The sequence below is a fragment of the Bradyrhizobium diazoefficiens genome, from assembly GCF_016612535.1.
In the GTDB taxonomy this organism is placed as follows: domain Bacteria; phylum Pseudomonadota; class Alphaproteobacteria; order Rhizobiales; family Xanthobacteraceae; genus Bradyrhizobium; species Bradyrhizobium diazoefficiens_C.
Genome location: NZ_JAENXS010000002.1, coordinates 714,553 through 735,231 on the forward strand (window position 1 = coordinate 714,553; position 20,679 = coordinate 735,231).

General features: G+C 63.0%; 18 protein-coding genes. 8 read left to right on the forward strand and 10 right to left on the reverse strand.

Annotation, left to right across the window (positions count from 1 at the left end; all coding sequences use genetic code 11):
* Window positions 1-8: 8 nt before the first annotated feature.
* Window positions 9-935 carry a LysR family transcriptional regulator gene (locus JJE66_RS20220; protein ID WP_200516273.1) on the reverse strand — a complete coding sequence of 309 codons (927 nt, stop codon included), beginning with the start codon at window positions 933-935 and terminating at the stop codon, window positions 9-11.
* A gap of 96 nt (window positions 936-1,031) precedes the next feature.
* Here JJE66_RS20220 and JJE66_RS20225 point away from each other — a divergent pair, with 96 nt between their 5' ends.
* A complete protein-coding gene (locus JJE66_RS20225; RefSeq protein ID WP_200516274.1) occupies window positions 1,032-1,907 on the forward strand; it encodes an ABC transporter substrate-binding protein in 876 nt (291 codons plus the stop codon).
* A gap of 13 nt (window positions 1,908-1,920) precedes the next feature.
* On the opposite strand, the gene JJE66_RS20230 is transcribed toward JJE66_RS20225, so the two are convergent.
* Entirely contained in the window at window positions 1,921-3,609 is a 1,689-nt protein-coding gene (locus JJE66_RS20230; RefSeq protein ID WP_200516275.1) for a hypothetical protein, read from the reverse strand.
* 394 nt (window positions 3,610-4,003) lie between these two features.
* On the opposite strand from JJE66_RS20230, the gene JJE66_RS20235 reads away from it, so the two are divergent.
* Window positions 4,004-5,932, forward strand: coding sequence for a serine hydrolase domain-containing protein (locus JJE66_RS20235; RefSeq protein WP_200516276.1), 1,929 nt, complete (start codon window positions 4,004-4,006; stop codon window positions 5,930-5,932).
* An 87-nt stretch (window positions 5,933-6,019) separates the two neighbouring features.
* On the opposite strand, the gene JJE66_RS20240 is transcribed toward JJE66_RS20235, so the two are convergent.
* From JJE66_RS20240 to JJE66_RS20260, 5 genes are all read right to left on the reverse strand, one after another.
* A complete protein-coding gene (locus JJE66_RS20240) occupies window positions 6,020-6,739 on the reverse strand; it encodes a haloacid dehalogenase type II (RefSeq protein WP_200516277.1) in 720 nt (239 codons plus the stop codon).
* A gap of 169 nt (window positions 6,740-6,908) precedes the next feature.
* Window positions 6,909-7,910, reverse strand: coding sequence for a class II fructose-bisphosphatase (glpX, locus tag JJE66_RS20245; RefSeq protein ID WP_200516278.1), 1,002 nt, complete (start codon window positions 7,908-7,910; stop codon window positions 6,909-6,911).
* 137 nt (window positions 7,911-8,047) lie between these two features.
* Complete coding sequence (locus JJE66_RS20250) at window positions 8,048-9,364, reverse strand: homoserine dehydrogenase (RefSeq protein ID WP_200516279.1); 1,317 nt, start codon at window positions 9,362-9,364, stop codon at window positions 8,048-8,050.
* A 30-nt stretch (window positions 9,365-9,394) separates the two neighbouring features.
* On the reverse strand, window positions 9,395-10,615 hold the full coding sequence (locus JJE66_RS20255) for an LL-diaminopimelate aminotransferase (RefSeq protein WP_200516280.1): 1,221 nt from the start codon (window positions 10,613-10,615) through the stop codon (window positions 9,395-9,397).
* A gap of 256 nt (window positions 10,616-10,871) precedes the next feature.
* Window positions 10,872-11,147 (reverse strand): hypothetical protein, encoded by a 276-nt coding sequence (locus JJE66_RS20260; protein ID WP_200516281.1) that lies wholly within the window; start codon window positions 11,145-11,147, stop codon window positions 10,872-10,874.
* A gap of 252 nt (window positions 11,148-11,399) precedes the next feature.
* Between JJE66_RS20260 and JJE66_RS20265 the strand changes: the two genes are divergently transcribed.
* Both JJE66_RS20265 and JJE66_RS20270 read left to right on the forward strand, forming a co-directional pair.
* Window positions 11,400-13,220 carry an alpha/beta hydrolase gene (locus JJE66_RS20265; protein WP_200516282.1) on the forward strand — a complete coding sequence of 607 codons (1,821 nt, stop codon included), beginning with the start codon at window positions 11,400-11,402 and terminating at the stop codon, window positions 13,218-13,220.
* Window positions 13,221-13,293: 73 nt separating this feature from the next.
* Window positions 13,294-13,692 carry an MAPEG family protein gene (locus tag JJE66_RS20270; RefSeq protein WP_200516283.1) on the forward strand — a complete coding sequence of 133 codons (399 nt, stop codon included), beginning with the start codon at window positions 13,294-13,296 and terminating at the stop codon, window positions 13,690-13,692.
* Window positions 13,693-13,838: 146 nt separating this feature from the next.
* Here the strand turns inward: JJE66_RS20270 and argC are convergent, their stop codons facing one another.
* On the reverse strand, window positions 13,839-14,813 hold the full coding sequence (gene argC, locus JJE66_RS20275; protein WP_200516284.1) for an N-acetyl-gamma-glutamyl-phosphate reductase: 975 nt from the start codon (window positions 14,811-14,813) through the stop codon (window positions 13,839-13,841).
* Window positions 14,810-15,478 (reverse strand): FMN-binding negative transcriptional regulator, encoded by a 669-nt coding sequence (locus tag JJE66_RS20280; RefSeq protein ID WP_200516285.1) that lies wholly within the window; start codon window positions 15,476-15,478, stop codon window positions 14,810-14,812. The genes argC and JJE66_RS20280 overlap by 4 nt, the downstream gene beginning before the upstream one ends.
* A 412-nt stretch (window positions 15,479-15,890) precedes the next feature.
* On the opposite strand from JJE66_RS20280, the gene JJE66_RS20285 reads away from it, so the two are divergent.
* The 3 genes from JJE66_RS20285 to JJE66_RS20295 all read left to right on the forward strand — a co-directional run bounded on the left by JJE66_RS20285 (window position 15,891) and on the right by JJE66_RS20295 (window position 17,455).
* On the forward strand, window positions 15,891-16,328 hold the full coding sequence (locus JJE66_RS20285; RefSeq protein WP_200516286.1) for an ester cyclase: 438 nt from the start codon (window positions 15,891-15,893) through the stop codon (window positions 16,326-16,328).
* Window positions 16,329-16,430: 102 nt separating this feature from the next.
* On the forward strand, window positions 16,431-16,763 hold the full coding sequence (locus JJE66_RS20290; RefSeq protein ID WP_200516287.1) for a PadR family transcriptional regulator: 333 nt from the start codon (window positions 16,431-16,433) through the stop codon (window positions 16,761-16,763).
* Window positions 16,760-17,455 (forward strand): hypothetical protein, encoded by a 696-nt coding sequence (locus tag JJE66_RS20295; RefSeq protein ID WP_200516288.1) that lies wholly within the window; start codon window positions 16,760-16,762, stop codon window positions 17,453-17,455. The genes JJE66_RS20290 and JJE66_RS20295 overlap by 4 nt, the downstream gene beginning before the upstream one ends.
* 67 nt (window positions 17,456-17,522) lie before the next feature.
* On the opposite strand, the gene JJE66_RS20300 is transcribed toward JJE66_RS20295, so the two are convergent.
* A complete protein-coding gene (locus JJE66_RS20300) occupies window positions 17,523-18,053 on the reverse strand; it encodes a DedA family protein (protein WP_200516289.1) in 531 nt (176 codons plus the stop codon).
* A gap of 271 nt (window positions 18,054-18,324) precedes the next feature.
* On the opposite strand from JJE66_RS20300, the gene parE reads away from it, so the two are divergent.
* Window positions 18,325-20,370, forward strand: coding sequence for a DNA topoisomerase IV subunit B (parE, locus tag JJE66_RS20305; RefSeq protein WP_200516290.1), 2,046 nt, complete (start codon window positions 18,325-18,327; stop codon window positions 20,368-20,370).
* The last annotated feature ends 309 nt before the right edge of the window (window positions 20,371-20,679 follow it).

Below are 20,679 nucleotides of genomic sequence, written 5' to 3' on the forward strand. Positions count from 1 at the left end.
TTGTCCTGCTAGGCGCGATTGCCGAACAGCGCGAGCGTGATCGATCGCAGCCAGCGGTGGGCGGGATCGCGATGGTAGCGCTCATGCCAATATTGCGCGATCTCAATCCGCGGCAGTGATACTGGCGTCTTGAACACGGTCATTCCGAGCGGCTCGGCGACGATCGCGGCGAGATTGGCGGGCAAGGTCGCGACGCCATCGGTCTGCGAGGCCACGATCGCGCCGGCGATGAAGCTTGGCACCTGCAACAGGATATTGGCGCGGGCTATCGCGCGCGTCAGCACGCGCTGGGTCTCGTGATGGGCCGCATGCCCGGTCTCGGACGCGGTGATCAGGATGTGCTGCTCGTCGAGAAATCCCCGGCGCGTCCGCGCTTGCGCCGGCCGCGGATGCCCTCGCCGCACCACGCTGGCATAGCCGTCGGAATAGAGCCGCTGCGAGCGAAGATGCCCCGCCGCCCGCGGGAGGGCGCCGAGCGCAAGGTCCGCCTCCCCCGATTCCAGCTTGAGCGCAAAGTGCCGGGAATCGAGCGGAATGGCGCGCAGCTGGACGCGCGGCGCGAGATCAGCCATGCGCGCGACCAGGGGCGGCAGGAACCGCACCATGCCGACATCGGTCAACAGCAGGCTGAAGGTCTTCTCCGATTTGCGCGGATCGAACGGCAGCCGCTCATGCCACAGCGTGTCGGCCATCTCTAGCAAGGCGCGGACTTGCGAGGCCATCTCGACGGCCCGTGCCGTCGGCCGCACGCCGCTGCCGTGACGCACGAACAAGGGATCGTCGAAGCGAAGGCGCAGGCGCGCCAGCAGCTTGCTGACGGCCGGTTGCGTGCTTTCGAGACTTGCGGCAGCACGCGTGATGCTGCCCTCGCGGATCAGTGCGTCGAGCACGCGCAAGTCGCGGAAGTCGATGCCGGAAGATTCCATTTTTGACATATGAAACATTCCCATTGAGCCATGGACCGAGCATCGCCGTTTGCTATCCTGTGGTCAATCGAACGGCCGAACGGCCCTGCGGATACGGAGGGAGCCATGACCAAATTCGTGATCGAACCGCATTTCCGCCTGCAGGAATGGCTGGCCGAGGAAAAGGGCTACTTCCGCGACGAGGGGCTCGAGTATGAATTCCGCGAGCTGATCCGCTCGACCGAGGGCCAGCACCACAACAAGGTCAATGAAGGCGCCTTCCAGAGCATCGAGAAGGGCCGCAAGGCAGACGTCAGCTGCGCCTGCCACTGGACCGTCAACGTCGCCGCCTCGAACGGCCACGCCAAGCTTTACGCCGACGTCTATTCGGTCGCGCCTTCGGGGATCTTCGTTCCGGCGGATTCGAAAATCCGTACACCTGCCGATCTCGCCGGCGTGCCGATCTCGGTCGGCTTCCAGTCAGGCAGCCATTATTCGACCATCCAGGCGCTCGAGCCGTATCTGGCGCCCGGCCAGATCAATCTGACCTTCGAGGACGGCATGCTGTTCCGCCGGATGGAGCTGCTGTTCGAGGGCAAGAGCGAGGCGGCTGCGCTGTTCAACGGCCCCTATTATTTCGCCGAGCAGCTCGGCTATCGCAAGATCGTCGACACGACCTTCATGATCGCGTCCATGATCAATGGCGATCCGGCGCCCGAGGACATCAAGCGCTATTTCCGCGCCCTGAAGAAAGCCCAGCGCGACATCGACATGCGCCCGGAACTTTACACCCGCTACTACAAGAACGAATTTCCCGAGCACTTCCACGCAGCGATGGATACGCGGCGTTGGGGGCCCGGCGAGCGCATCGTGTTCGAACCCTATTCGCGCGAGATCTACGAGCAATCGTTCGACTGGATCGAGAAGCACGGCATCTTCAAGGAAGGCACGATGGGCGACGGCAGCTACGACAAGGCCACCGTCGCGTTCGGGAGGATTTGAGCGGTTGCCTCAATCAACGGCAATCGTCGTCGTCGCGATCGCACGCTCCGCCTTCATGGTCGTCCGCGTCACGACCAAGTCCCGTCTCCGGCGTGAACGAAACGCCCCGGAGCGCTTCGGCGAAGCGCGCGGAACGCACCGTGGTGAACGTCTCGCTCGCTGGCAGCGCAGTCGCGGCCAACTTGTCCTTGATCATCACGAGCTTGTTCGGATCGGCGCCCTGGTCGCCGCCGCCACTCACCGTCGAGGTGATCGCCCAGATCGATGCCGTGCCGTCGGAATTGACGCGTCCAACGATGTTACGCAGGCCGTCGGTCGCGGGCGACCACGGCAGGCCGGTCGCAGCGTTGTTGCCTGTCGGGTAGTCCCGCACGGTATAGGGGACGCCGAGACCAAGTCCGGCCTGTAGCGTGTAGCTCAGCTTCCAGGTCTTGGTCGTGTCGTCGAACACCCATTTCTGCAAGCCTGCTCCGGTCTGGGCTGCGGCGGCAGTGTAGGTGTTGGTCGCGGCGCTGAACGTATTCGTGCCGTCGCCCTCGTCGGCCACATAGAGCGTCTTGGCGTCTGCGAACCAAACGCCGAACGGGAACGCGGTCGCTGTCTTGGCGAGATTGGTCGGAAAACCCTTGAGCACGCACATGTTGTAGGGCGTGACGCCGAGCGTCTGAAGCTTTGATGCATCATAGTAGATCGGCGTCGTCGGCAACTTTGCCGATGCGCTGGGCAGACCGACGCCATTGGGGCATGCGAGCGGCTTGCCGTTGGCGTCGAAGCCCGAGGTGTCGATGAAGTACACCGTGTTGACGCCGTTGCCGCCGCTGCCTTTCGTCACATAGACCACGTCGTTGAACACGGTCAGGCCACGGAAGTTGGTGTCCTTGCCAATCTTGTCTGCCTTCAGACTCAACTCGGTGACATTGAAACTGCCGGCCGGTGTCGGCAGGCCCGGATCAGGTTGGTCGACGAGCGGAGCCTTCGCAGCGGTCATGATCTGCGCGCCGGCACCGATGATGACGCCATTCGGCTGGGGGTTGCTGCCGTTGCCGGCATTGCCGGTGGTATAGAACACGTTGGCGCCAGGCCGGTCGTTCAGAACAGCCGCGCGCCCGTTGTTGCCGCTATAGGCGTTGGTCTTGGTGAAGCGGAAACGGCCATGCTCGTCGACCGTCGCGATCACGCGCGAGAACGCCGATGTCACCGGGTTGGTCGGATCGACGACATCAGGCGTATTGGAATTGGAGACGTCGACCGCATCGACCGGAGCGAGGTAACCCATGAACGATACGCTGTGGCGATCGATCGACAGGTTCAACCCAATCTCGGACTTCGACGGGAAGCTCGTCACCATCTGGTCCTTGTTCGACGTGACGCCGCGCTGACCGCTGTTCGGCACCTCCAGCGACTGGACGCGATGGCCGTTCAGCCGCAGCTCGTCGAGCACGATCTTGGCGGTGATACCAAAAGAGCCGTCGACCAGATCGTTGCTGAATACCATCGGATAGGTGCCGTCCGCAGTTGCGGCGGCGCAATTGGGCGCCACACAATTCGGCGGCAATTGGGTGATGCCGGCCGTGATGTTTGAAGCTTTGTTGTCATAGACCGCTTTGCTCAAGAGCAAATGACCCGGCCGGAAATGAAAATCGTCCTGATCGGCCTGCGCCGGCATACCGGCCAGTGCGGTCGACGCGAACAACGCAGACACAAATACGGTCCGCGGAAGTCCCACGAACCCGCGCAATCCTTTGACAGCCATTTGGCGCTTTCCCAATTTTATGATTTTCGCAAGACGGGCAGTCCGGCCAACTCGCGGCTCGGCGCGCACGCAGTCTGCGAGCGGACTGTTACAGCAATGCGAACGAGATACGACGCGTCTCGGCCATAGCCCTGCCTGGCATTTGGGCTGTAATGGCCCGGAACTCTCGACCAGTTGTCGTCGCCTATCGGCGCGACCAAAATTGCCACAACGGATCTCGCGGAGAAGCTGCCTGGCGTTGACGTCACCTGCAAAACGATTGTAACGTTACACTTCGTAGCGGATCTCTTGCCGAGGGCGCAATATGGGACTGCAGCTTTTGGGATCGTCTGAAGGGCTCCCCATGAAACTGATCCAGGCATCACGCATGGCGGCGCTCATGCTTTGTCTCGGCGGCGTGGCACATGCCGCCGATTTGCAGACCGTCGAGGATCCCGACAGTCTCGGGTTTTCGGCGCGGCGATTGGCGCGCATGACTTCCTGGTTCGAGGCCCAGACCAAAAAGGGCGACCCTTCCGGTTTTGTCGTTGCGGTCGCCCGGGGTGGAAAGCTCGCCTATCTGCAACCCATCGGTCTTGCGGACCACGACAAGGCGATTCCGATGCGGACGGATTCGATCTTTCGCATCGGCTCGATGTCCAAGCAAATCACCAGCGTCGCGACGATGATGCTGGTCGACGAAGGCAAGCTCGACCTCGACGCGCCCGTGGCGCAATATTTGCCGGAGCTCAGGGATAAGCAGGTCGTCAAGACCGATCCGGCCACTGGGGACGCGATCCTCCTGGAGCTTGAGCCTGCCAAGCGGGCAATGACCATTCGGGATCTCCTGCGCAACACGTCCGGCCTCGTTTATCCGATGGCTGACTATGCCGATCCCGGATTTGGCAATACCGCGATACACCTGCTTTACGGCGCCAGGGCGCCGTTCCGACGCGATAAGCCCATCGCTTCCTTTGTCGCAAGCCTCGGCGCGCTCCCGCTTCTGCACCAGCCGGGCGAAGTCTGGGAGTATGCAATCGGTTACGATGTTCTCGGACGTGTCATTGAAGTCGTGTCCGGCCAGACATTCGACAAGTTTCTGCAAAGCCGGCTGTTCGCGCCGCTTCGGATGGTCGACACCGGCTTCTATGTGCCGGAAGACAAACTCGCCCGTCTCGTCGCCGTGCCGGGCGCGCAGCCCGCACCTCTTTCGGATGGGGACGTCACCAAGCCGCCAACGTTCTTTTCGGGCGGCGGAGGGATCGTTTCGACGGCTCCTGATCTCCTGCGCTTCTGCCAGATGCTGCTCAACGACGGCGAGCTTGACGGTGCGCGCATTTTGAAACCCGAAACGGTCCGGCTGATGATGACGAACTCGCTTCCACCGGACATGCACGTCGCGGGACACGAAGCCGGTCCCGCTTTTGGGACGGGTTGGGGGCTCGGCTTCGCCATTCGCACCGATCCGAATTTCAGCCTGATCCCAGGTGCGGTCGGCAGCTTCAACTGGCAGGGAAGCTGGGGCACATTTTTCTCAGTCGATCCCGCGCAGAAGCTGATCCTCCTGATGATGATGCAGCGGCCGCAGTACAGGCACAACGCTTTCTATTTCGACGCCATCCGTCGCCTGCCCTATGCAGCGTTGAAGGTTCCTGAAGTCGCCGCGCCGCTTGCGTCGCAGCCATCTAACGCCGCCCTGCTCACCGACTATGTCGGACGTTACGATTTCGGCGGATCCGCAAGTTCGCTGGACCGACAGATCTTTGTCGCCGACGGTAACGGCTGGACCGGCCTAAAGTCCGTTGTCGTGGAGACCGATGGCCTCAAGGTGATCAAACCGGTTGATGGAGGCCCCGCCGCAAGAGCGGGTGTCCTGGCGGGAGACCTCATCACAGCCATCGACGACGCCTCGATCCGGGGCCAGACCCTGGAAGCGGCACTTCGCCGGATTCCAGGTCCGGTCAATGCCAAGATCAAGCTCAAAATCGCCCGCGAGACGCAGAGCGATCCGGTCGTTGTCGCCTTTGCCCGGGAGGCGGTCCCCTCGCACAGTGTCGCGCTTCGAATCCGCATCACGGACGGCAAGCTTGTCGTCGAGGCAACGGGCGCCTGGTCGGTGCTCGATTTCGACAAGGGCGAGCCGACGCCTGTGGCGGCTCTTTCAAAGGATGAATTCCGCGTCGAGGGCGGCGATCATACACGGATCAAGTTCGTTCGTGACGCTGCCGGCAAAGTCAGCGGTGCGGTACTCAATCCGGGACCGTGGGAGCAGCACGGCGCGCTCTTCCAATGAAACAGGCTGACGTTTTTTCCCGAGGTAAGGCCCCTTGCTGGCCGGCCTTGGCTGGAGGGTAGACTCACCGAATTCTGAGTATCCGCCCTAGCATCCCAGCTTGTCGGCGATCCCGCCAAAATCCTTGGCGACGATGTCCCATTGGCCTGTGGCTTCGAAGTCGATCTTCTGATGCGGGCCGTATTCGGTCGGGCGCGCCACGAAGGCGGTCTTCAGGCCGTAGCCCTGCGCGGCCTTGAGGTCGTAATTGTGGGCGGCCACCATCATCACCTCCTCCGGCTTCAAGCAGAGCAAGCGCGCGGCGCCGAGATAGGTCTCGGGATCGGGCTTGTAGTGCTCGAACAGCTCGGCAGACATGACGAGGTCCCAGGGAAGGCCTGCAAACTTCGCCATGTTGGTGAGCAGCGCGACGTTGCCGTTCGACAGCGGCGAGATCACGAACTTCGTCTTGAGCCGCGTCAGGCCGGCGACGCTGTCGGGCCACGGATTGAGGCGGTGCCAGCCTTTGGTGAGGTAATCGAGATCCGCGTCGGTGAGGCCCTTGATCGCAAACTGCTCGACCAGCTTCTCCAGCGAGCGGCGATGCAGATCGTCGAGCATGACGTAGCCGCGCTCTGGATGCTTGCGCACGTCGTCCATCGAGGCCGAGTACACAGCACGCCAGCCGTCGACCAGAGCGGTCCAGTCGGCGCTGATGCCGCGGCCCCTCGCCCACCACATGAAATCGGTGATCAGGCTGGTGCGCCAGTCGACGACGGTGCCGAACACGTCGAAGATGAGGGCTTTGACGGCGGAGAGATCGGACATGGCGCTTCCCTCTTATTCTTTCTTGTCATTCCGGGGCGTGCGAAGCGCGAACCCGGAATCCATTTCATCTCAAACTCTGCGGCCTGATGGATTCCGGGCTCTCCGGGCCGCGCTTTGCGCGGTCGCGTCGCCCCGGAATGACGGAGAACATTAGTCCAGACGGAGAACATTAGTCCAAATGGAACTTCGCGAGCTCGCGGTGCTCGGCCTTGATGTAGCGCACGGTGCCGGTGACGGAGCGCATCACCACCGTCTCGGTCTCGATCACACCGTCCTTGCGGAACTTGACGCCCGAGAGCAGCGACCCCGTGGTGACGCCGGTGGCGGCGAACAGGCAATCGCCGCGCGCCATGTCCTCGATGCCGTAGATCATCTTGGGATCGTTGACGCCCATCTTGGCGGCGCGCTCGCGCTTCTCGTCGGAATCGAGGATCAGGCGACACTGCATCTGTCCGCCGATGCAACGCAGCGCGACGGCTGCGAGCACGCCTTCCGGCGCGCCACCGGTGCCGAGATACATGTCGACGCCGGTGTTATCGGGATCGGCACAGTGGATCACACCCGCGACGTCGCCGTCGGTGATGAGGCGCACCGCCGCACCCGTCGAGCGTACGCTCTCGATGATGCTCGCATGGCGCGGACGGTCGAGCACCAGCACGGTGATGCCGTCCGGCTTGACACCCTTGGCCTTGGCGAGGCGATGGACGTTTTCGGCCGGTGTCGCATCGAGTTCGACGACACCCTTGGCGTAGCCCGGGCCGATCGCGAGCTTCTGCATGTAGACGTCGGGGGCGTGCAGCAGCGTGCCGCCGTCGGCCATTGCCATGGTGGCGATCGAGCCCGGCATGTTCTTGGCGCACAGCGTGGTGCCTTCGAGCGGATCGACCGCGATATCGACCTCCGGGCCGGTGTTCATGCCAACCTTTTCGCCAATGAAGAGCATCGGCGCCTCGTCGCGCTCGCCCTCGCCGATCACGATGGTGCCCTGGATCGGCAGCTTGTTGAGCTCGCGCCGCATGGCGTCGACGGCGGCCTGGTCGGCCGGCTTCTCCTGCCCGTGCCCGCGCAGCCGCGCCGACGACACCGCCGCCCGCTCCGTCACGCGCACGATCTCCAGCGTGAGAATGCGCTCGAGCAACGCTTGCGGCGGCACTGAAATATGGGTCGACATCGGCTCACTCCTTCGAAACGTTTGGGACGGAAATCTCCGTCCGCATCAACTCGTAACACCCACAGTTCGTTCGAACTGTTTTATCGCTTGAGCACGACCTTTCCGGAAAACCGCTTCACACTTTTCCGGGTCATGCTCTAGTTCTTCTCAATCCGTATGACTTGCGGCCGCCCGCTGATCACCTTGTCCTTCTGCACGGCGGCGAGCGCGCGGCGCACCGCGTCCTCATGCGTGGCGTAAGTGATCAGGATGACGGGCACGGGCACCGCCTTGCCATCGGCCGGTGCGGCGCCGCCATTGGGATGGCGCTGCACGATCGACTCGATCGAAATCTTCTGCTCTGCAAGCCGGGTCGCGATCGCAGCCGCCGTGCCCGGGAAATCGCGCGCCAAGAGGCGGATGTAGTAGCCGCCCTCATGCCGCTCCATCGGCGCCTTCCTGGTGTCGTACAGATGCGAAATGGGCCGGCCGAACGGATTGGCGCGGATGCCGCGCGCAACGTCGGCGATGTCGGCGACGACGGCGGATGCGGTCGCAGCACCACCTGCGCCCGGGCCGACCAGCGTGATCGGCGGAATGCCCTCGCCGTCGATCGTGACCGCATTGGTGACACCCGTCACCTGTGCGATCGAGGAGGATTTGGGAACCATGGTCGGATGCACGCGCTGCTCGATGCCCTTGGCGGTGCGAACGGCAACGCCGAGCAGCTTGACGCGGTAGCCGAGATCGGCGGCCGCGCGAAGATCTTCCGGCGCGATGGAGGAGATGCCTTCGACATACACCGCACTTTGAGCAACTTTCGTGCCGAAAGCGAGGCTGGCGAGAATGGCGAGTTTTTGCGCGGTGTCGTGGCCGTCAACGTCGAAGGACGGATTGGCCTCGGCATAGCCGAGCCGCTGCGCATCCTTCAGACATTCGGCGAAGGACAAGCCCTCCTGCTCCATCCGCGTCAGGATGTAGTTGCAGGTGCCGTTGAGGATGCCGTAGATGCGGTTGATGCCGGTTCCCGCAAGACCTTCACGTAACGTCTTGATGACAGGGATCGCTGCTCCAACCGCTGCCTCGAAATTCAGCGCGCCGCCATGCTTTTCGGCGGCTTTTGCCAGTTTGATCCCATGCTTGGCGAGCAACGCCTTGTTGGCTGTCACCACGGACTTGCCGGCGTTGAGCGCGGCTTCGACTGCCGACAGCGCGGGATCATCGGCGCCGCCCATCAGCTCGACAAAGCAGTCGATGCCGGGATGGGTTGCGAGCGCCATCGGATCCTTGACCCATTCGACGCCGCGCAGGTCGATGCTACGCTTCTTGGCCTTGGAGCGTGCCGTAACGGCGACGATTCGAATGCCGCGGCCGCTGCGACCCGCGAGCACGCGCGCCTGCGTTTCAATCAATCGGACAACTTCGGCGCCCACGGTGCCGAGCCCCGCTATGCCCACTTTCAGGGGTGCGACCATGATGCTTTACGAAAACCTGTCGAAGAGAACTTAACGCCGGTTGGCGAGCGGAACGACGTTGTGCAACGTTTCGATGCCGCTTTCAAGGAAGCGGCGCACGCCGCGCGCGGCCTGCCTGATCCGTTGCTCGTTTTCCACCATGGCGATGCGGACATATCCTTCACCGTGCTCGCCGAAGCCGACACCGGGCGAGACCACGACGCCGGATTTCTCCACCATCAGGGTTGCGAACTGCATGCTGCCGACGCTCCGGAACGCCTCCGGCAGCGGCGCCCAGGCGAACATCGAGGCATCCGGCGGCGGAATCTCCCAGCCCGCCCGTCCGAACGACTCCACCAGTGCCTCGCGGCGCTTGCGATAGGTGTCGCGCATCTCCTTGATGCAGTCGTCGGGTCCGTTCAGCGCTGCGGTTGCGGCAACCTGCACCGGCGTGAAGGCGCCGTAGTCGAGATAGGATTTGACGCGGGCGAGCGCTGCGATCACGCGCTCATTGCCGACCGCAAAGCCCATGCGCCAGCCGGCCATCGAATAGGTCTTCGACATCGAGGTGAACTCGACGGTGACGTCGATCGCACCGGGCACCTGGAGCACCGAGGGCGGCGGGCTGTTCTCGTCGAAATAGACTTCGGCATAAGCGAGATCGGACAGGATCAGGATCTCGTGCTTCTTCGCAAACGCCACGAGGTCCTTGTAGAAATCGAGGCTGGCGACATAAGCGGTCGGGTTCGAGGGATAGCAGACGACGAGCGCGAGCGGCTTCGGGATCGAATGCACGATCGCCCGCTCCACCGCCTCGAAGAATTCCGGCGTCGGCTCCGACGGCACCGAGCGGATCACGCCGCCCGCCATCAAAAAGCCGAAGGCGTGAATCGGATAACTCGGGTTCGGACAGAGGATGACGTCGCCCGGCGCGGTGATCGCCTGAGCCACGTTGGCAAATCCCTCCTTCGAGCCAAGCGTTGCCACCACCTGGGTGTCCGGATTGAGCTTCACGCCGAAGCGGCGCTCGTAATAGGCAGCCTGGGCCCGGCGCAGCCCGGGGATGCCGCGGGAGGCCGAGTAGCGGTCGGTGCGCGGCTTGCCCAGCGTCTCCTTGAGCTTCTCCAGCACGTGCGGCGGCGCCGGCAGATCCGGGTTGCCCATGCCGAGATCGATGATGTCGGCACCGGCATTCCGCGCGGCCGCCTTGGCCCGGTTGACCTGCTCGAACACGTAAGGCGGAAGACGGCGGATGCGGTAAAACTCGTCCATGGCTCTCTGGGCTCCGGGCAACCGGTCAGGACAGAATCGAGGGACGATAATGCCCCTTCGAGGAGATCTCGCCCTGCGCACGAAAATCACTCAAAATCAAATGCTTGGAGTGATTCTCGGCGACGAGGACTGAACTCCTTCGCCCTGACTCTCGGCTGAATTGATGTCTTTTTAGCACGGAGTAGCGGGGGCGCCAGCGATTACCTTGCACCGCCTCACTTGTACCGCCTCACTTGCAGCGCCTAACTTGAGCACCCTACTTGGCGTCTTTTGCGGCAACAGACTGGCGGTCGCGCGCTGCGGCGAGCTCGGCTTCGATCTTGGCGCGCTGGTCCGGCGGAATGGTCGCTTGATCACGATCCGGCGGCAGATCGTGGACCGGGAGGTAGGCGCTGGGGTCCCGGGGATGGGCCTGCGCGTCGGTGGGCGTGTAGTCGGCCAGCTGGCTCGAGCAGCCGCCCAGGGCGACCGCCGCAATTAGCAGCGCGCCGCTGATCGGCAGCGACTTTTGCAGGACCCTCAACGCCGACACTTGGGAAATCCCCTACTCGTCCCAATGCAAGGCTGCCGGTAGCTTAACCAACAACCCGCCCAAGCTCAAACCATTGCTGCCCACAATGGTACGAGCGAGAAAACATCCAAGGCCCACGGCGCGAGAGGTGCACCCTGATTGTGACAAAAGCAAGAAGCCTTGTCGCAGTGCAGCACATCTTCGCGTCTGTTTAACGCGAAACCAGCGAGCTTCGCGGTGACGAATACGGAATGAATCGTTACTGTCGCCTTCATGAGTACCGCCACGACCGACACGCCCAAATCTGGGACAAAGTTCGAAACGAAATTCGATGCGGAAGCCTTCGCGATGAATGTCGCGCGGGCGCTGGAGAGCGGCGGCAAGGCGCTCGCCGCCTACCTGAAGCCGCGCGAGAGCGGCGAGGTTCAGGACCGTCCGCCGGCCGAGCTCGCCGAAGTCGTCAAGACCTTCACCTCGGTCGCCGAATACTGGCTGTCGGACCCATCGCGCTCATCCGATCTCCAGACCAAGCTCGCCAAGGACTATCTCGACCTCTGGGGCTCGGCGGCGCGGCGGATGGCCGGCCAGGACGCCCAGCCCGCGATCGCGCCCTCGCCGCGCGACAAGCGCTTTGCCGATCCGGAATGGAAGTCGAACCAGTTCTTCGATTTCATGATGCAGCTCTATCTGCTGACGAGCAAATGGGCGCAGGAGCTGGTGCACGACGCCGACGGGCTCGATCCGTCGACCCGCCGCAAGGCCGAGTTCTATATGCAGCAGGTCACCAACGCGATCTCGCCGTCGAATTTCGTGCTGACCAATCCGGAGGTGCTGCGCGAGACCGTTGCAAGCAGCGGCGAGAACCTCGCACGCGGCCTGACGATGCTGGCGGAGGACATCGCCGCCGGCAAGGGCATGCTGAAGATCCGCCAGTCCAACCCGGACAATCTCGTCGTCGGCGTCAACATGGCCACGACGCCGGGCAAGGTGATCTACCAGAACGAGATGATGCAGCTGATCCAGTATTCTCCGACCACGGAGAAGGTGCTGCGCACCCCGCTGCTGATCATCCCGCCCTGGATCAACAAGTTCTACATCCTCGATCTCAAGCCGGAGAAATCCTACATCAAGTGGTGCGTCGACCAGGGCATCACCGTTTTCGTGATCTCATGGGTCAATCCCGACAAGAAGCTCGGTGCCAAGAGCTGGGAAGACTACATGAAGGAGGGCCCGCTCGCGGCGATGGACGTGATCGAGAAGGTCACCGGCGAGATGAAGGTGCACACGGCCGGCTATTGCGTCGGCGGCACGATGCTCGCGACCACGCTGGCCTGGCTCGCCGAGAAGCGCCGCCAGCGGGTGTCGTCGGCGACGTTCTTCGCGGCACAGGTCGATTTCACCCATGCCGGCGATCTCCTGGTGTTCGTCGACGAGGAGCAGATCGCAGCGCTCGAGCAGGACATGAAGGCGTCCGGCGTGCTCGAAGGCTCCAAGATGGCGATGGCCTTCAACATGCTGCGCTCCAACGATCTGATCTGGTCCTACGTGGTCAGCAACTACCTCAAGGGCCAGCAGCCGAGCGCGTTCGACCTCTTGCACTGGAATTCCGACGCGACGCGGATGACCCAGGCGAACCATTCCTATTATTTGCGCAATTGTTATCTGGAGAACCGGCTGTCGACCGGCACCATGGTGCTCGACAACACCCTGCTCGATCTGTCCAAGGTGATGGTGCCCGTCTACAATCTCGCCACCCGCGAGGACCACATCGCGCCGGCGGAATCGGTGCTGTATGGCTCGCAGTTCTTCGGCGGGCCGGTGAAATATGTGCTGTCCGGCTCCGGCCACATCGCTGGCGTCGTCAATCCGCCCGCCTCGAACAAGTACCAGTACTGGACCAACGACACCATCAAGGACGTCAACATCGCGCAGTGGATGAAGGGCGCGGTGGAGCACAAGGGCTCGTGGTGGCCGGACTGGCGCGAATGGCTGGGCGGGCTCGATCCGGAGGAAGTGCCGGCGCGCAGCGTCGGCACCGAGGCGTTCCCCCCGATCGAGGATGCCCCCGGCAGCTATGTCAGGGTTCGCGCATAGCGCAACGGCGCGCGCTTTCGTATAAGCTCACGACATCTAAGCTCACGAGATGGATTTTGGAGGGGACCGGGTTATGACGCGTGAATTGTTCTGGCTGACTTGCACGGTGATCCTGACCGGGATCCTCTGGATTCCCTACACCATCAACCGCTGCCAGGTTCGTGGGCTGAGTGGCGCCATGGCCAACCCTTCGCGCGGCGACAAGCCTCAGGCCGAGTGGGCGAACCGGTTGATGTTCGCGCACGACAACGCGGTCGAGAACCTCGTCTTGTTCGCACCGTTGGTGCTGATCCTGAACGCGATCGACTATTCCTCGAAATGGACGGTGCTCGCCTGCGTGGTCTATTTCTGGTCGCGCGTCGCGCATCTGATCGTCTATGCGCTCGGCATCCCGGTGTTCCGCACCCTGGCCTTCACCGTCGGATTCCTCGCGCAGGCCGTGCTGGCGCTGGCGATCTTCAAGGTGGTTTGACGCTCTCTCCACCGTCATTGCGAGGAGCTCTTGCGACGAAGCAATCCAGACTATCTCCGGTGGGAGTTCTGAATTGCTTCCGCCTTGGCCGAGGCCTCGGCAGACAAGTCGCTGCGCTCGCAATGACGGCGGATAGGCTGTGGCGCTTACTCCTCCGGCAGGCCCAGCATCAGCCGCATGTTCTGCACGGCCGCGCCTGACGCCCCCTTGCCGAGATTGTCCAGCCGCGCGACCAGCACCGCCTGATGATACTTGTCGCTGGCGAAGACGTAGAGCTCGAGCATGTTGGTCTCGTTCAGCGCCTCTGGCTCGAGCTTGCCGCCCTCGCTCTGAAGCGGCATCACCGTGACGTATTTCGCGCCGGCGTAGCGCTTGGCGAGCACTGCCTGCAGATCCGCGCCATCAGGCTTGCCCGGCAGCATGTCGAGCTGGAGCGGCACCGAGACTAGCATGCCCTGCCGGTAGTTGCCGACCGAGGGAATGAAGATCGGCCGCCGCGTCAGGTTTGAATAGAGCTGCATTTCCGGCAGATGCTTGTGCTCGAAGCCGAGGCCATAGAGCTCGAACGACGGCGCGCTGCCGTCTTCAAAGCTCGCGATCATCGACTTGCCGCCGCCGGAAAAGCCGCTCACCGCATTCACGGTGACGGGATAGTCGTGCGGCAACAAGCCGGCATCGACGATCGGCCGCAGCAGCGCGATCGCGCCGGTCGGATAGCAGCCGGGATTGGAGACCTTCCTCGCGGCCTTGATCTTGCCCGCCTGATCGGGCGCCAGCTCGGCGAAGCCATAGGCCCAGTCCGGCGCGACGCGGTAGGCGGTCGAGGCGTCCAGCACCTTCGGACCGGAGGCGCCCATGCTGTCGATGAGCGCGACCGTTTCCCTGGCGGCGTCGTCCGGGAGGCAGAGGATGACGAGATCCACCTCCTCCATCAGCGCCTTCTTGGCCGCGGGGTCCTTGCGCTTGTCGTCGGCGATGGTCTTCACCACGACGTCGCCCTGGAGCTTGAGCCGCTCGTTGATGCCGAGCCCGGTGGTGCCGGAGCCGCCGTCGACGAAGACGGTTGCGGGCTTCTTCGCCGCACCGGTGGTCGGTGCCTGCTTGGTATCAACGAGACTCATGGTACGCTCCTTTCGAGCTTGTCGGTTTCGTCCGCGAAGGCTTCCGGCCTCACGTCCTGCATCAGTTGCGCGATCTCCCTGGCGTCGGCGGCGGGCTGCGCACCGAGCGCATTGGCGATCGCAATATAGTCGGCGTCGGACTTGTGCTGATTGAGCTTGAAGCTGCCCTCGACCTCTTCAACCGTCATCACCAGACCCACGATTGCCTTCTTCATCGCCTCGAGGCGTCCGGCCGTCATCTTGCCCGACGTCCACGGCTTCTTCGGGAGCAGCCAGTTCTCGAACTTGTCGCTGAGCACGTCGAGTTGCACCGACAGCTCGCCGTCCGACAGCAGCCGCACCGGACCGCTCAGATGCACCGACTGATAGAGCCAGGTCGGCACCTGGTCCGGCGAGACGTACCAGTCCGGCGACACATAGGTATCCGGGCCGTTGACCGCGAGCAGCCACGACGTCGCGCCATCCGCCAACTTTATCAGCGGATTGTGACGGGCAACGTGAAAGGCGGCCTGCGGCGTGCCGTCATCGGCGTAGGTCAGGTAGAACGGGAGCGCCGAGGCGATCGGCCTTTGACCGTCAAAGGCGCAGATGGTGCCGAAGCCGCGCTGATCGGCGAATTTCAGGCTCGCGGCGCGGTCCTGCTTGAAAAAGGGTGGCGTGTACATCGTGGTCTCCTGCTGGGCCTCCTTGGGGCCGCCGGATCAGATCGCGCTGACAGGAGAGAGAATGCCGCGGATCGGGTCCAGCGGCAAAGACGATGATCTCAAACGCGATCGACCGCCCAAACCGCAAGAGTGCGGCGGCGGCGACGGGCGAACAGGATGGTCGCGGCGTTGATCATGGCGCGGGGCTATAAGGCGAGATGCGGTTCCCGTCAAGGTTTTGCTCGGCCGTTCCGGGCTCCGCGTGACCGGCCGGGCAAACCGGGCCGAGGGCTGGACTTGACACCTCGCATCACGAGGCATAGCAGTACTAGGTATTAGCTCCATATCCAGGAAAGGCACTCAGATGCGGAATCGACGTAGCATGCTTGTATTTGGGTCCCTTGGCGCGACATTGCTGGTTGCATCCCGCAACATGGCTTGCGCGACCGGAAACGGTTCACCAGCCGCGAGTGCCGAGACCGTCGGGAGCTTGCTTCTCGACAGGTATGTGGCCGCAGTGAATGCGCACGACACCGCCAAATTCCCGGAATTGTTCACCGAGACCTACATTCAGCATTCGGGGCGCAGCCCCTCCGGCCTCTCCGCCCAGATCGAGAATTTTCATCGGATCTTGGTCTCGATGCCGGACGTCCAGCTGCGGGTCGACGACCGCATCATTGCCGGCGACAAGGTCGTCGCGCGCACGACATATTCGGCAACCCACACCCAAACGATACGAGACGTTCCCCCGACGGGCAAAGCCTTCACATTCAGGACCATCGATATATGGCGCGTCGAAAACGGCAAATTCGCCGAGCACTGGGATCTGACCGACCTCTCAGAGGTGCTGAACAAACTGCGTGGCGGATAGGCGAGCGATCCCGCGCACCGAACCGATGCCGGCCGTCGGCGATTCCCCCCAACTTGACCGGTCGAGGGGTAAGGCATAGCGTCACGAAGTATGGAAGGAGAAATGCTCAAGGGCCACCTTGACTTGATCGTGCTGGCTGCCTTGGCAGCGGGCCCGGCGCATGGCTACGCAATCATCGAGGCGATCAAGGACAAAAGCGGACGAGCCTTCAATCTGCCGGAAGGGACGATCTATCCGGCGCTGCATCGTCTCGAGCAAGCAGGGCTCCTGTCCAGTCACTGGACGACGGCCGAATCCGGGCGAAAGCGGCGGGTCTACGCCCTAACCCGCTCCGGCCGCCGCGCGCTCACCGAACGGCGCGCGGTCTGGGAGCGATTCTCCGAAGCCATCGGCGGCCTTCTGGATGGGACAGCACCTTGCAAGACCCCCGCGTGATCGCGGCCTTCGCGGAATCCCTCGCGGGCAGACTCAATTTCGATTCAGCCCTGTCGCAACGTGTGCGACAGGAGATTCAGGATCATTTGTGCGAGGCCGTGGCGGCTGCTCCTTTAGGCGATGGCGGCAAAGCCGTGCAACGTGCCATTGCCAATTTTGGAGATCCGCACGTTATCGCTGCGCAGTTTGCGACCGCGTGGCTCGCCAGACAGGCCTGGAAGGTCGGCGTCATCGTCACCGTCGTCATTACCTGTGATTTTGTGACCATGAAAACCCGCCTCGCGTGGTATGCCGCGACGCGATCGGTCTTGAGCGATGACGTGAAAGCTCTCGCGAAGGCGGTCGGCTGGATCGATGCCTGCGCCTTTTACGTATCGGCCATCGTCGGGATCGCGGCTTGTGCTTATCTGGTCCTCCGCCGTGTGCTTCCCACTGTCGTGTGCGCCACGCAAGGCAACCGGCTTCGTCATGTCCTCTTCCTAAGTGGCGTGTCTGCGGCCGCGCTGAGCATCTCAGTGATCGGCGATGGCGTGCTCACCACGGTGCGGCTGGCCGGAAAAGACCTTGCCGTCGAGCTCCTGGTTCCCATCTCTTCGATGGCCATCGAAATTGTGTGCACCGGCATTCTCATCTTCAGCATCCGAACTGTCGTTGCGCGGATGACGCACGCCGCAGCCTTGATCGAGACATAGCATCGACTTATCCGCCCGCGGCTGAAGCCTGGCGCGGAATTCTACGATGCGCGATAGCGCGTTGGGTTCACACCACCCGCCAGATCCACTCCATGATCTCGGCAATGACGTCGCCGAACAGCAGCAGCGCCGCCGACCAGACCAAGGCCGAGACGAAATTGGCGGCCTGGAAGCTCCAGTAGGGCATCTCGAAAATCCCGGCGGCGAGCGGCACGGAGGCACGCAGCGGCCCGAAGAAGCGGCCGATGAAGATGCTGGGTACGCCCCAGCTGCGCACGAAGGCCTCGCCCTTCGGCAGCAGTTCCGGATACCGCGAGAGCGGCCACATCTGCGCGACCTGCTCCTTGTAGCGATAGCCGAACCAGTAGGAGACCCAATCGCCGAGCGCGGCGCCAATCGCGCCGGCAATCCAGACCGGGTAGAAGCTGATGCCGCTCACCCCGATCAGGGCGCCGATGGCGACCAGCGCACCCCAGGCCGGGATCAGCAGCGAGATGAAGGCGAGCGATTCCCCGAAGGCGAGCAGGAACACGATCGGCGCGGCCCAGGCCTGGTGAACGCGCACAAAGTCGGCCAGCGCGTGCGCGTACTGCTCCATTCAAAATAGCCTTCCCGCCTGCCTCAAGGTGCTGCTCGATGAAAATGACTGGTAAGCCAAGGGCTTGTGTGACATCAAGTCACAAAACCCGGTTCAGAGCGGCCGGGGCGTCAAATTGCCGGGACTTGGTTAGCTTGCGGCGTAAAATCGCCGGGATTAACTCCCACCCACGGCGCCCGATCTGCCCCGCGGTAACCTTTCGAGGCCAGAAGTGGCATAGTCAGGCCAACCGATTCGCCGCTTGCGCGACCCTCAAAATGCATCAAGATATATGTCCAAGCAGTTGAAAACTAAAACTAAAGACGATTTGTTCGACGGTAGCGAGCCGAAAGCCCGACCTGCCGCGAAGGCAGCTCCCCGCCCAAGCGGTGCCGAGGCCGATTACACCGCAGCCGACATCGAGGTGCTCGAAGGCTTGGAACCAGTCCGGCGCCGGCCTGGCATGTATATCGGCGGTACTGACGAGAAGGCACTGCATCACCTCTTCGCCGAGGTCATCGACAACTCGATGGACGAGGCGCTGGCGGGACACGCGACCTTCATCGGGGTGGATTTGAGCGCGGACGGCTTTCTGACCGTGACCGACAACGGCCGCGGCATTCCGGTCGATCCGCATCCGAAGTTCCCGAAGAAGTCTGCGCTCGAAGTCATCATGTGCACGCTGCATTCGGGCGGCAAGTTCGACAGCAAGGTCTATGAGACGTCTGGCGGCCTGCACGGTGTCGGCATCTCCGTGGTGAACGCCCTCTCCTCGCTGCTCGAGGTCGAGGTCGCCCGCAGCCAGAAACTCTACCGCATGACGTTCGAGCGCGGCCACCCGAAGGGCAAGCTCGAGGATCTCGGCAAGATCAACAACCGCCGCGGCACCCGCGTGCGCTTCAAGCCGGACACTGACATCTTCGGCGCCAAGGCCGCCTTCAAGCCGCAGCGGCTGTTCAAGATGACGCGCTCGAAGGCGTATCTGTTCGGCGGCGTCGAGATCCGCTGGAATTGCGCGCCCGAGCTCTTGAAGGGCGTCGAGGACGTGCCGGCGGAAGCCACCTTCCACTTTCCCGGCGGCCTGAAGGACTATCTGGCGGCGGCGATCCACGCCGACACGCTCGTGCATCCCGACATCTTCTCCGGCAAGTCCGGCCGCAACGGCGCGCATGGCGCCTGCGAATGGGCGGTGGCCTGGACCGCGGATGCCGACGGCTTCCTCTCCTCCTACACCAACACCGTGCCGACACCCGATGGCGGCACGCACGAGTCGGGTCTGCGCAGCGCGCTGTTGCGCGGCCTGAAGGATCACGCCGAGCGCGTCGGCCAGGGCAAGCGCGCCTCGTCCATCACCTCGGAAGACGTCATGGTGGGCGCGGCCGTGATGCTCTCTGTATTCGTACGCGAGCCTGAATTTCAGGGCCAGACCAAGGATCGCCTCGCCACCGCCGAAGCTCAGCGCATCGTCGAACAGGCGATGAAGGATCCGTTCGACCATTGGCTATCGGGCAATCCGAACATGGCCAACAGGCTGCTCGACTTCGTCATCGACCGCGCCGAAGAGCGGCTGCGGCGTCGCCAGGAAAAGGAGACGGCGCGCAAGACCGCCGGCAAGAAGCTGCGCCTGCCCGGCAAGCTCGCCGATTGCAGCGATGCGGGCACCGAAGGCTCCGAGCTTTTCATCGTCGAGGGTGACTCGGCCGGCGGCAGCGCCAAGCAGGCGCGCGACCGCAAGACCCAGGCCGTGCTGCCGCTGCGCGGCAAGATCCTCAACGTCGCTTCCGCCGGCAAGGACAAGCTGACCGCGAACACCCAGCTCTCCGACCTCGTGCAGGCGATCGGCTGCGGCCAGCTCGCGCAGTATCGCGAAGAGGATTTGCGCTACCAGCGCATCATCATCATGACCGACGCCGACGTCGACGGCGCCCACATTGCTTCGCTGCTGATCACCTTCTTCTATCGGCAAATGCCACGGCTGATCGACGAGGGGCATCTCTTCCTCGCGGTGCCGCCGCTCTACAAGCTGACCCACGGCACCAAATCGGTCTATGCGCGCGACGACAAGCACAAGGAAGAGCTGATCAAGAGCGCGTTCAACGCCAACGCCAAGGTCGAGGTGAATCGCTTCAAAGGCCTCGGCGAGATGATGCCGGCGCAGCTCAAGGAGACCACCATGGATCCGGCCAAGCGGACCATGCTGAAGGTGGTGCTGCTCGCCGACGATCGCGACACCACGGCGGATTCGGTGGAGCGCCTGATGGGCACCAAGGCCGAGGCGCGCTTCGCCTTCATCTCGGACAAGGCCGAGTTCGCGAGCGAAGAGCTGCTCGACGTCTGACGCTTGCGATTCCCGCTCAAAAGCCCCGGCCGAGGCAGGGGCTTTTTCACGTGAGGGCGGCGGTGCAGCGATTCATCCGCGGCAAACCGGCTCTCCAAGTACGACTCGGCCAACGACTCACTGAGGAAGGGCCAACGCCAGGGCTGAGGCAGGACTGCCTTTATTTCTGACTAAGGCGAATTCCTAACGAAAACTTACCCGAAGGGAGAGGTCCAAAGATTCGCATAATCTATTGAAATTACATAACTTTTCGTGAACCCTGTGACCGTGATACAATACCCCTCCAGCTGACGTTTCCCGGCGACTGTG